Below are 12,161 nucleotides of genomic sequence, written 5' to 3' on the forward strand. Positions count from 1 at the left end.
GTGTATAAGAGACAGCCCTGGTGGCATCAGGGAGAGCCGGACAGGCGCTCTACTTCGCGGCTCCAGGCGGTCAGTTCCCCTTGAGGAAGTCGTGCATCACCGGGCCGGCCGTCGTCGAGCCGAGCTCGCCCTCCTCGATGAACACGACCGCCGCCAGGTCGTCCGCGATGGCGACCATCCAGACGTGCGCCTTGGTCCCGTCGCCGAACTGGGCGGTGCCGGTCTTCGCGCCGACGATCCCCGGCACGTCCTGCAGCACCTGGGCCGAACCCTCCTGCACCACGCCGCCCATCAGGTCGCGCAGCGTGGCCGCCTCGTCAGCGGTCAGGTCGCCCTGCGGCGTCTCGGCCGCGTCCGTCTCGGACGGCTTCACCAGCCACGGGGACACGGTGTGGCCCGCCGAGACGCTGGCCCCGACGGTGGCCATCGCCAGCGGCGTGGCCAGCACCTGACCCTGCCCGATCATCGACGCGGCGTGCTCCGTGCCCGACGAGTCCGCGGGCACGTCGCCCATCGTGCCCGCCGCGCCGAAGGACGTGAGCTCGACGCCCAGGCCGAGCGACGCCGCGGCGTCGTGCAGCTGCTGCTGCGTGATCGCCGTGTGCTGCGCGATGAACGCGGTGTTGCACGAGTTCGCGAACACGGTCCGGAACGGCACGGCGTCGCCCAGCGCGGACGCCGGATACCCGGGCACGTTCTGGAACTCCCGGCCCTCGACGTTGATGGTCGGCGTGCAGGGCAGCGTCGAGTCCGGGGTGGTACCGGCGCGGAGCATCGCGAGGGACGTCGCGATCTTGAACGTGGATCCCGGCGGGTACTGGCCCAGAGTTGCCGTGCTGTACCCCTCGGATCCCGGTCCGGACGCCGCCGCGAGCACCTCGCCGGTCGACGGCTTGATCGCGACGATGGCGCTCGCCAGGTCGGTGATGTCGGCCAGCGCGGCCTCGGCGCGGAGCTGCGTCGCCGGGTCCAGCGTGATCTCCAGCGGCTTGCCGTCCTTCTTGTCGATGGTGAACGCCTCGCGCCCCTCGCCGCCCTTGACCGGCTCGATGGTCACCGCCAGCCCGGGCACGCCGCGCAGCTGCTCGTCGTAGGCGGCCTGCAGACCGGAGACGCCCACCATGTCGCCGGGCTTGATCTTGCCCTTCGACTCCTCGACGATCTCCGCCGTGGCCTCGCCGACCGAGCCGAGCACACCCTTCGCGAAGTCGCGGCTCGGTGCCAGCGGCAGCTCGTCCGGGATCCCGACGACGCCGTCGATCGCCATCGCAGCGTCGAAGTCGTACTCCGGGTCGTTCTCGCGGATCGTGATGACGTCGATGAACGCCTTGTCGCCCGCGGCCTGGACCTGTGCGGCGATGTCGTCGGTGGTCGCCTTGTCGAAGCCCAGCACCCTCCCGAGCTTGGGCGTGGCGGTGTCCCAGCCCGGGCGGGTCTTGTCGATACCCACGCGGTGCACGGGCGTCATGCCCACTATCGTCTCGCCGCTCGTCGTGACGATCTCGCCGCGCGCCGGCTCGGTGCGCTCGACGGCGAGCCGCTCGCCCGGCTCCAGGCCCGGCACCAGCACGCCGGTGTTCCAGGTGGCCTGCCAGTCGCCGGCCTCGCCGTCCGACGCGCCCGGGTAGGTGAGCTGTGCGACGGTCTCGTACTCCCAGGCGATCTTCTTCTCGACGGGCCAGGTCCAGGCCAACGTCGCGGTGGCGGTCGCGGTGCCGTCGTCGCCCTCCTTGACCGGCGTGACGCTCTTGACCTCGACGGTCCCGGCATCCTCGCCGACGGCGGCCACGAGCTGCTCGAACACCTGGGCGTACTGCTCGTCCGGCGACGCCGACGTGTCCAGGACGAGCGGGAAGTCCTCCGGCGTCCCCGCCTGGAGCGCTGCCGCGAGCTCCTCGGCGGCAGGCTCGGCGGCGGGAATCGGCGGCGGGCGGAGCAGGAACCACAGCCCGGCGCCGGCCGCCGCCAGCAGGACCACCACGGCGATGATGATCAGCGCCAGGCGGCCCTTGCGCCGGGGCGCCGGACCGACGGGCGGCGGCCCACCCGCCGGCGGTAGCGCCGCATACCCGCCTGCCCCCGTGGGCGGAGCCGTCGCATACCCACCTGGCGGAGGCGGAACCGGTGCATGACCATCCGCTGGCGGGTGAGGTGAGGAGTATCCGCTCATGCCCAGGAGCCTAGGGGTCGGGTCATGATCGGCACGTGTTTTCTCCTGGGTGAAATAGGGCGGGTCTGGACGAAATGGGGCGGGGCCGCCGAACCCCCTGGATCTGCGGCCCCGCCCGTCCGACGTCATGCGTCGGGATACCGCCAGCGGTCCCGAGGACGCGTGGCGAGCTCGAGGTACGAGATGGTCGGCGCCGCCCGGCCGGCGGCACGCATCTGGTGCTCGCGCCGGTTGAGCAGCTCCATGCGCCGCAGGTCACGCTCGATCGCGGCGACATCGCTGCCGGTGATCGCTGCTGTGCTGGTCGTCATGGCCGGTCCTCGTTCCCTGGCTCCTCTGGCGGACGCCCTCCGCAGAGGAGGACGTGCCGGGAGGATGTTTCGTTGGGAGGGAGGCGCGGAACCAGGATTCGTGACCGCGGCGACAATCTGCACCCGGTCGCGGGTCAGCCGGTCGCTGCGGCCCGTTCGGCCAGGAATGCCCGCAGGGCCGGGTCCGTGGTGAGCGACCGAGCCTTGTCGTAGGCGGCGCGGGCGGCATCGGCCGCGCCGGCCTCGGCCAGGAGGTGCGCCCGGGTGGCCCACAGCGGCTGGAACCGGCCCGACGCCGGGTCCGACGCCGCCACCTCGTCCAGCTCGGCGAGCCCGGCCTCCGTGCCCTCGGCCCGGGCGAGCACCGCGGCGAGCGCGACCCGCCCGCCGAGCGTCGGGGCGACGCGTAGCAGCGCCCGGTGCAGCGTGAGCAGCGCGGGCCAGTCGGTGCGCCCGGTCCGAGCCCGCGCGCAGTGCACGGACTGGACTGCGGCCTCGAGGCGGAACCTGCCGGGCGGCTCGGCGGGCCGGCCGTCGGGCCCGGCGAGCGCGCGTCGGAGCAGCACCTCGCCGCGCTCGATCAGCGCTGTGTCCCAGCGGGCGACGTCCTGCTCGTCGAGGGGGACGAAGGCGCCGTCGACCTCGCGCGCGTCCGCACGCGCGACGGAGAAGCAGAGCAGGGCGGCGAGCCCGAGCACCTCGGGCTCCGGCAGCAGGTGTGCCAGCAGCAGGGCGAGGGTGAGCGCGTCGCCGGTGAGCGATCCGCGGATCTCCGGCGCGGCGCCCCGCCAGTCGATCGCGTACGCGCCGTACACCGCCTCCAGCACGGGTGGCAGCCGGTCGGGCGCCTCGTCGCGGCCCGGGATCCGGAACGGGATGCGCGCGTCGCGGATGCGGCGCTTGGCCCGGACCAGGCGCTGCGCCATCGTGGGCGCGGGCACGGCGAACGCCGCGGCGATGTCGCGGGCCTCGACGCCGAGCACGGTCTGCAGCATGAGCGGCGTGCGGATGCCGGCCTCGATCGCGGGGTGGGCGCAGACGAACATGAGCTCCAGCCGGCGGTCCCCGATGGCGTCGGGGTCGGGCTCCTCGGGCAGGACGGCGGGTTCCGGGCCGGCGTCGGGCGGCGCCGTGGTGCGGTAGGCGGTGGAGCGGTACAGGTCGCGCAGCCGGTTGCGGGCGACGGTGAGGAGCCAGCCGTCGGGGTTGTGCGGCACCCCGTCGTCGGGCCAGTGCCGCAGGGCACGCTCGAAGGCCTCGGCGAGGGCGTCCTCGGCGCGCTGGATGTCGCCGTCGCGCGCCGCGAGCAGCGCCAGCAGGCGGCCGTACGACGTGCGGGCCGCCGCTTCGGCGGCGGCCCGCACGTCCGCGCGGTCGGTCAGCGCGTCCACGCGCCGTTCTCGAAGTGGGTGGCCGACGGGCGCACCTCCACGGTGCCCCACTGGACCGACGGCGCCTTCTGCGCCCAGGCGAGCGCGGCGTCGAGGTCCGGAACGTCGAGCACGAACGTGCCGCCCAGCTGCTCCTTCGTGTCGGCGAACGGTCCGTCCTGGACGCGCAGCTCGCCGTCGCGCACGGCGACCGTGGTGCTGGCCGTCGACGGCTGCAGCACCTCCGCCGAGATGAGCACCCCGGCCTGGTCGAGCGCCGTGGCGTAGGCGTAGAACTCGCGCTGGCCCTCCTCCCAGCCGCCTGTGGGGAGGTCCTCCGGCGTCATCTCCGGGTAGTGCAGCAGGATGGTGTATCGCATGGTTCTGTCCTCCGGTCGGTGTCTGTCTGACACCGGGGTGACGATCTCAGCGGCGCCCGATCGACAGGTCCGCGGATCTCGCCGGGCATGGCTCGGGCCGGGGCGACCCCCTGGTGCGCCCCGGCTCGTCCCCCTTTGTCCGGTCGGTGTGTCAGGCGGTCGGCGCCGCCTTCACCACCGGGCCCCACGCCAGCGGGTCGAGCGTGCGGGCATCGTCGTCCGCATTCCCGGCCCACTGGCGTGCGTCGGCGATGGTCGCTTCGAGCAGGTTGCGGAGGCGGGCGTCGACGTCGGGCACGAAGGCTTCGGAGATGCCCTGCACCGCCGTCGAGACCACGCTCGGTGCGGCGTCACGCACGAACCGCTTGGGCCGCACGCTGGTGCCGGCGCAGAACCGCTCGGCCCAGGCCGCCGTCTTCGGCACTGCCGCGAGCGCGTCCTTGCTCTCCGGCGCGAGGGTCCCTGCCGGGCGGTCCTCCAGGACGTCGAGCATGCGCTCGGAGCCGAGGATCGCGACGGCCAGCGTCTGCTGCCGGTCGGCGGGCGAGATCGGCAGCGCCGTCTGCGCGGCGCGCAGCGCGATCCGCACGTCCCAGCGCGGGTCGGTGCTGGTCAGGCCGATGACCGACGGGATGAGTGGCGCGAGCTGCGGGCGGGCGTGGTCCGCCGTGAGGTCGTTCACCGCACGGGCCAGCATCGCGACCAGCGGGTGCGTACAGACGGGGTGGTCGCTCCACTTCTCGCCTGCGAGGAAGGATGCGAGCTCCATGAAGCACGCGCCCTTCTTCGGATTGCGGTGCTTCCCACGACCGAGCATGGGCAAGATGTCGTACGTTCCAGCTTCGGTTCCGGTCACGATTCCACCCCCGAATTGGGTCCGCTACTAGGTCCAGTGTGCGTCTGGTGTGACGTAGATCGCAATAGTGACGCTGTGAACTGCCTGAATCTCGCCCGTCCGGCGGTTCTCCGGACCGTCCGAGGGGCGTAGCGGGCACCTCAGACCACCTCAGGCCGGCTCCCGGGTACCTCAGACGCGGGTCTGAGGTACCCGGGCCGCCAGGACTGCCCGATCGCCCGATCCGGGGGCCCGGACCTCAGGACGAGTGTCTTCCTCATCAGCCGGACGGGCACACGGCCCGCCGGGGACATCCGGAGGAATCATGTCGCTGTGGGGACCCGCGCTCGACGCGGAGATCGAGTACCGCCAGTCCGAGGCCAGGAAGGCCTGGGGTGGCAAGCGGACGAGCCGGTCGGACCGTACGGACCGCACCGCTCGTCACGAGAAGTCCCGGGAGAAGCCGCACGAGAAGCACGCCGGGCGGCCGAGCCGCACGGAGCAGATCGGGAAGGGCATCGCGGGCATGCGCCCGGCGAGCAGCCCTCGCCACGGCCTGTTCGCGTGACCCCGATGGGTGCCGGGGCGGTAAAGGCCGGGGGGATTGTCAGTGAGCGGTGGCACGATGTGGAGGTGCGACGGTCAACGGCAATCCCCCTGGTCTCCCGGCAGGAGCAGGTAGCTTCTCTCCTGCTTGCAGTGGGGCGCGCCTCGGCGGGCCGTCCAGGCTTCGTGCTCGTGGGTGGCGACGCCGGCGTGGGCAAGACGCGTCTGATCAGCCACGTCGCCCAGGCGGCGGAGCAGGCGGGGGCGAGCGCCGTCGTCGTGCACTGTGTGGACCTGGGGCAGGTGGGCATCCCGTACCTGCCGTTCACCGAGGCGCTGACCCAGCTCCAGGCCGGTGCCGCGGGGCCGGAGGCCGCCGCGCGGGTCACCGAGCTGGTGGCGGACCGGCCGGCGCTGTGGCGGCTCCTGGAGCCCGGCGGGGCGGGCGATGCCGAACACGACGAGCGGCTCCAGCTCTTCGAGGGGATCGGACGCAGCCTCGCGCTCTCCGGCGTGCCCGAGCGGCCGCTCGTGCTCGTGATCGAGGACGCGCACTGGGCCGACGCGTCGACGCGCGACGTGCTGCGGTTTCTCGCGGCCCGCGCCCGCTCCGAGAACGTCCTGGTCGTGGTGACCTACCGATCGGACGACGTCGACCGGCGCCATCCGCTGCGCCCGCTGCTCGCCGAGCTGTCTCGGCTCGAGCACGTCGAACGAATGGACCTGCAGCCCTTCGACGAGGACGAGCTGCGCGAGTTCACCACTGCCCTGGCCGGCCGGCCGCTCGCGCCCGCGGGTTTCGCCGAGGTGCTCGACCGGTCCGAGGGCAACGCATTCTTCGCCGAGGAGCTCGTGGACGCCGGGCCCGACTCGGTCAGCCTGCCCTGGACGCTCACCGAGGTGCTCCGCACCCGGCTCGAACGGCTGGACCCCGAGGTGCAGCAGGTGCTGCGCATCGCGTCGGTCGCCGGACGCCGGGTCCGTGAGGAGCTGCTCCGCGCCGCGGCCGCGCGGTCGGGCGCCCTGGACGTCGACGCCGCGCTGCGCGAGGCCGTGACCGCGCAGGTCCTCGTCGTGTCGGGCACGCACCTGGAGTTCCGGCACGCGCTGCTCGCCGAGGCCCTGTACGCCGACCTCCTGCCGGGCGAACGGTCCGCGGTCCACCGCGCCTACCTCGCGGTGATCGAGCAGGAGGGGCCCGACGGCCTGCCGATCGGCAGCGCTGCCGAGCGCGCCCACCACGCCTTCGAGGGCCACGACCTGCCCGCGGCGCTGAGCGCCTCACGCGACGCCGCCCTGCGGGCCCGCCAGCTCCTCGCCCCCGAGGAGGAGCTGCGGCACTGGGAGCAGGTGCTGGCCCTCTGGGAGTCCGTGCCGGACGCCGCGGAGCGGACCGGCCGCGACCGGGTCGACGTCGCGCTCCTGGCGGGTGAGGCGGCTGCGCGGGCGGGCGATCCGATGCGCGCGGTCAAGCTGACCCGGCGCGCGGTCGACGGCGTGGCGGACCCCGTGCGGCGAGCCGGCCTGCAGCACGTGCTCGTGCACCGGTACCTCGACCTGCCGGACTGGGACGAGGTGCCCGGCCGGATCGAGGCCGCCGTGGCGGACCTGCGCGCCGCGCTCGAGGTGCTGCCGGAGCGCAGCCCGGACCGGATCTGGACGAACGCGCTGCTGGCCCGGGTCACGATGATCATCGACCAGGACGACGACGCCCGCGAGCACGCCGCCTGCGCCATCGAGGAGGCGCGGGAGACCGGGCAGTCGGGCGCCCTCGCCGACGCCCTGTCCACCCTCGCCGTGCTCGACGTCGCCGACGCCGACCGGGCCGCGGCGCTCCTCGACGAGGCGCGCACCGCCGCCGCGGACGCCGGTGACGTGCTCACCGAGATGCGCGCGCTCTACAACGCCACCTCCAACCGCTTCTACGCGGGCGACCTCGCCACCGCCGAGGAGCGGGTGGGGCTCGCGCTCGCCCGGGCCGAGGAGCTGGGCCTCTCATGGAGCGCGCACACCGTCAACCTGCGGATCCTGCAGGAGATCATGCTCTACTTCCGCGGCGACCTGACGCCCCGGCCGACCGCAGGCGTCCCCGCGACGTCCAAGCAGGTCATGGACGCGACCCGGATGTACGCGGCGGTCGCCCGCGGCGACGACGACGTGATCGCCCGCGGCGAGGCCCTGTTCGACCACTGGAAGAGCGACGCGATGATCGCGCTCCTCGGCGGCGGCTGCCTCGTCGACGCCCTCACCTGGGCCGGGAGGTACGACGACGCGGCGGCACTGGCGGAGCGGATCACCAACCACCTCGGCGAGGTGTGGTCCGAGCTGTTCCTCGCCCGGATCTGGCTGTCCGCGCTGGCGATCGCGGCGCTGGCCGACGCCGCCGAGGCGGACCGGTCCGCCGGACGCGTCGGCGCCCCCGGCTCGGCCGCCGCCACCGCTGTCGAGGTCCGCGCGGCCGAGCGGCTGGACCGCGGCGACTCACTCCTGGCAACGGCCCGGGAGACCGCCCAGCGGGGACGCCCGCGCGGGGGCAAGCTCGGGCCGGAAGGACGGGCCTGGCTGCAGCGGGCCGCCGCGGAGAACGCCCGCCTGCACGCCGTCGTGGGGAACACCCCGGGACCGGCGGGCACCGAGGGCGGCGAGCCGACGTCGGGTGCGCTCTGGCGGGAGGCCGCCACCGCCTGGCAGGACACGGTGAACGCCTTCGACTTCGGGTACCGCTACGAGGTGGCGCGCTCGCGCTATCGCTGGGCCGAGGCCCTGCTCGGCGCCGGCGAGCGCGAGGCGGCGGAGGTCGAGGCGTCCGAGGCGCTCTCGGAGGCGGAGGGCATGGGCGCGAAGCCCCTGACCGACGCCGTCCGTGCCCTGGCACGCCGGGCCCGGCTCGACCTGCCCGGAGTACGCCGCGCGACGGCGTCGACCCTCACCGAACGCGAGGAGGAGGTGCTCGGCCTGGTGGCGCAGGGGCTGTCGAACCGGCAGATCGGCGAGCGCCTGTTCATCTCCACCAAGACGGTGAGCGTGCACGTCTCCAACCTGCTGGCCAAGCTCGGCGCGTCGGGACGCGCCGAGGCGGTGAGCCTCGCGCACCAGCGCGGCCTGCTCGAGGTGTGACGGCGAGTGCCAGAGACTACCTGCACCGCGCAAAAGGGACACATCCGGTACATCTGTCGCGCACACGCCCTTCTCTGGCAATACTGAGAAGATGCCGACGGACCTCCAGGCGTTGCGAGACCTCGAGCACGTCGGTCTCGGTTCACCCACTGCGGACGAGGCCTTTGACCGGTTCGCTCGCCTGGTTCGGCGGCACCTGCGGGTGCCCGCCGCCGTCGTCTACTTCGTGGTCCGCGAAGGGCAGGTGCTCGCCGGCGCGTCGGGGATGCCGGAGCCCATGCAGTCCAACCGGCTGCTGCAGCATCCCGGCACGCTCACGAACCTCATCACCGCTCGCGGCGAGCCGGTCGTGACGTCGGACGCCCGCGAGGACCCCGTGCTGCGGGACAGCTATCTCGTGCGCGAGATGGGCCTGGTCGCGCTCGCCGGCTATCCCGTGTTCGACCTCCGCGGGCGCGCCGTCGGCGCGCTCTGCGCGGTGGTGGACGAGCCGCGCGAGTGGTCCGAGGACGACCTGGACGCCCTGGCTGACCTCGCCGCCGCCTGTACCGCGGAGCTGCGGCTGCGCGCCGAGCGCGAGCGCGCGCGGCGTATCCAGGAGACCGCGGTCCGGGCCAACCGCCGAAGCCGGTTCCTGCTGTCCCTGAGCGAGGCGTTCGCCAACGCGAACACGTTGGACCAGGTCGAAGAGGTCATCATCGAGGTCGGCACCGCGGGCATCGGCGCGCGATACTGCGCGTTCGCCGTGGCCGACGCCGACGGCCGGGGCATCACCTACCGGTCCCTCGTCCACGCGGAGCCGCAGTTCCCCCAGCGGCTCCGGCAGGCCAAGCTGGACGAGCAGCGGCCGCTGGCCGAGGCCGCGCGGACCGGCCGGCCCCTGTTCTTCCGGACGGGCGACGAGATGTTCTCGGAGTACCCCGAGGTCAAGGACCTGTGCGCCCCAGAGGTCGGCGCCCGGGCGTTCCTCCCCGTCGTGACGGCCGGTGCCGTCGTCGCGGTCATCGCGCTGTCGTGGGACCACGGCCGGGGACCGGACAAGGACTCGTACGCGCTCCAGACCGGCCTCGCGCACTACACGGGACACGCCCTCGAACGCGCGCGTCTCCTGGAGGAGCGCCGCGAGTCCGCGAAGACGCTGCAGCGGGCGATGCTCAGCCGCCTGCCCGAGGTACCGCACCTCGACATGGCGGCCACCTACTCGCCGGCCACGCGCTCCGACCAGATCGGCGGCGACTGGTACGACGCCGTGGCGGTCGACGACGACGTGACCATGTTCATGATCGGCGACGTGACCGGCCACGACATGCGCGCCGCGGCGAAGATGGGCCAGCTCCGGTCGCTCCTGCGCGCGTTCGCGTGGAGCCACGACGAGTCGCCGTCGGCGCTGCTGTCGCTGCTGGACAAGGCCAACTCGGGCCTGGGGCTGCTCGCCAGCGGGACCGCCGTCGTGGCCCGGCTGGAGCGGATCCCCGGTGCCTACCAGCTGACCTGGTCCACCGCTGGTCATCCGCCGCCCCTGGTGCTCCGGGAGGACGGGAACGTGGAGCGCCTCGCGGTGCTGCCGGACATGATGCTGGGCGTGCGCCCGACGTCGAAGCGCACCGACCACGTCACCACGCTGTTCCCCGGCGACACCCTCCTGCTCTACACGGACGGGCTCGCCGAGCAGCGCGGCACCACGCCGGACCAGTGGCTGAACCGCCTGCAGAAGACGCTCGGCGCGCTCGGCGACACCGCCACCGCGGCGCTGCCGGTCACTCTGGTGCGCCGCCTCGCCTCGGACGACCAGCGGGACGACGTGGCCGTGCTCGCCGTCCGGGTGCGGGCGGCGGCGCCGTCGGGCCCGCCGTCGCTCGGGCGTCCCGCGACGGCGGAACGCAAGCTCGCCCCGTCGCTGTGCGACGTCGGGCCTGCCCGCATCTGGGTCGACGACGTGCTGGAGAGCTGCGGCGTGCCGATGCCGCTGCGCCGCACGGTGATGCTGCTGACCTCGGAGGTGCTGACGAACGCCGTCGACCACGGGCAGGCACCGTTCACCGCCACCGTCGAGGTGGACACGAACCGGCTGCGGGTCGGCGTGCGCGACTCGTCGACCGTGCAGCCCGAGCTGCGCGACCCCACGGTCACCGAGTTCGGCGGGCGCGGCGTGCAGTTCCTCGAGCGGCTCGCGTCCCGCTGGGGCGTGGACCGGCACGGCGAGCCTCCGGCGGCGCAGCGCCCCGGGGGCCCCCGGGTGAACCGGCGGACCGGCAAGACCGTCTGGTTCGAGCTCGACCTGACGTGACTCGGCTGTCATCACCGCGCGGGGTGAACTTCGACAAGCTCCTTCGGTCAGGGTCGAATCCCGACGAGCGTTGTCAGTGGTCCCGCGTACGGTGTGATGCATGGCACAGACAGCGTCACATCCTAGGCAAAGCACTGGTGAGGACCTGGCCGCGGACGAACTCTCGGCACAGCTCGAGGTCTACCGCCGCGAGCTCACCGGATACTGCTACCGGCTGCTGGGCGGCGCGTTCGACGCCGACGACGCGGTGCAGGAGACCCTCCTGCGCGCGTGGCGGTCGTACGGGCGGTTCGAGGGCCGCTCCTCGCTGCGCACCTGGCTGTACCGGATCGCCACCAACGTGTGCTTCGACCAGCTGGGTTCCAGCCGGGCCAAGCGCGAGCGGCCCATGGGCCTCGGCGCCTCCGTCGACCCGGTCGAGGAGAGCCTCGCGACGGTGCTGCCCGAGTACGCATGGGTGGAGCCGGTCCCGACCGAGCACGTGCTGCCCGGCGCGAGCGACCCCGCGGACACTGCCGTCGCGCGGGAGTCGGTGCGGCTCGCGTTCGTCGCGGCCCTGCAGCACCTGCCGGCCAAGCAGCGCGCGGTGCTCATCCTGCGCGAGGTGCTGCGGTGGCCCGCGACGGAGGTCGCCACGCTGCTCGACACCTCGGTGGCCTCGGTGAACAGCGCGCTCCAGCGGGCACGGGCCACCCTGGCCGACAAGGCGCCGGACCGGTCCGGTGCCTCGGGTTCGCCGGCGCCGGCGTCGGCGGACGAGTCGAAGCTGCTGGAGCGGTACGTCGAGGCGTTCGAGCGCTACGACATGGCGGCGCTGGCCAACCTGCTCCGCGAGGACGCGGTGATGAACATGCCGCCGTACGCGATGTGGCTGGAGGGCATCGAGAACATCCAGGCGTGGCTGGTCGGGCCCGGCAGCGCGTGCGAGGGCTCGCGGTGCGTGCCGATCCACGTCAACGGCACGCCGGGGTTCGCGCAGTACAAGCAGGACCCGAAGGGCGGTCACTACCCCTGGGGCGTCGTGGTGCTGGAGAACGACGGCACGCACATCACCGGCATCACGACCTTCCTCGATACGGAGAAGTGGTTCCCCCGATTCGGCCTGCCGGGCCACCTCGACTAGGCGTTTGGCCATACCCTCACAA

9 protein-coding genes are annotated in these 12,161 nt (G+C 73.4%); 4 read left to right on the plus strand and 5 right to left on the minus strand.

Going from position 1 to position 12,161, the window contains the following annotated elements:
* Positions 1-70 precede the first annotated feature (70 nt).
* The 5 genes from ACFT2C_RS17080 to ACFT2C_RS17100 form a co-directional block, all read right to left on the minus strand.
* Positions 71-1,981 (minus strand): penicillin-binding transpeptidase domain-containing protein, encoded by a 1,911-nt coding sequence (locus tag ACFT2C_RS17080; RefSeq protein WP_377208261.1) that lies wholly within the window; start codon positions 1,979-1,981, stop codon positions 71-73.
* A 314-nt stretch (positions 1,982-2,295) separates the two neighbouring features.
* Positions 2,296-2,481: a hypothetical protein gene (locus ACFT2C_RS17085; RefSeq protein WP_377208262.1), complete on the minus strand. Its 186-nt coding sequence runs from the start codon at positions 2,479-2,481 to the stop codon at positions 2,296-2,298.
* A 134-nt stretch (positions 2,482-2,615) separates the two neighbouring features.
* Positions 2,616-3,872, minus strand: a complete 1,257-nt coding sequence (locus ACFT2C_RS17090; protein ID WP_377208263.1) for an RNA polymerase sigma factor — start codon at positions 3,870-3,872, stop codon at positions 2,616-2,618.
* Positions 3,860-4,231: a YciI family protein gene (locus ACFT2C_RS17095; RefSeq protein ID WP_377208264.1), complete on the minus strand. Its 372-nt coding sequence runs from the start codon at positions 4,229-4,231 to the stop codon at positions 3,860-3,862. Before ACFT2C_RS17095 ends, ACFT2C_RS17090 begins: the two co-directional genes overlap by 13 nt.
* A 151-nt stretch (positions 4,232-4,382) precedes the next feature.
* Entirely contained in the window at positions 4,383-5,000 is a 618-nt protein-coding gene (locus ACFT2C_RS17100; protein ID WP_377208265.1) for a hypothetical protein, read from the minus strand.
* Positions 5,001-5,391: 391 nt separating this feature from the next.
* Here ACFT2C_RS17100 and ACFT2C_RS17105 point away from each other — a divergent pair, with 391 nt between their 5' ends.
* The 4 genes from ACFT2C_RS17105 (at position 5,392) to ACFT2C_RS17120 (ending at position 12,139) form a co-directional block, all read left to right on the plus strand.
* Positions 5,392-5,634: a hypothetical protein gene (locus tag ACFT2C_RS17105; protein ID WP_377208266.1), complete on the plus strand. Its 243-nt coding sequence runs from the start codon at positions 5,392-5,394 to the stop codon at positions 5,632-5,634.
* A 65-nt stretch (positions 5,635-5,699) separates the two neighbouring features.
* Positions 5,700-8,729, plus strand: a complete 3,030-nt coding sequence (locus ACFT2C_RS17110) for an AAA family ATPase (protein ID WP_377208267.1) — start codon at positions 5,700-5,702, stop codon at positions 8,727-8,729.
* Positions 8,730-8,820: 91 nt separating this feature from the next.
* Positions 8,821-11,016 (plus strand): SpoIIE family protein phosphatase, encoded by a 2,196-nt coding sequence (locus tag ACFT2C_RS17115; protein ID WP_377208268.1) that lies wholly within the window; start codon positions 8,821-8,823, stop codon positions 11,014-11,016.
* Positions 11,017-11,116: 100 nt separating this feature from the next.
* Complete coding sequence (locus ACFT2C_RS17120; RefSeq protein WP_377208269.1) at positions 11,117-12,139, plus strand: sigma-70 family RNA polymerase sigma factor; 1,023 nt, start codon at positions 11,117-11,119, stop codon at positions 12,137-12,139.
* Positions 12,140-12,161: the final 22 nt, after the last annotated feature.

Source organism: Promicromonospora sp. NPDC057138 (genome assembly GCF_042670845.1).
Taxonomy (GTDB): Bacteria; Actinomycetota; Actinomycetes; order Actinomycetales; family Cellulomonadaceae; genus Promicromonospora.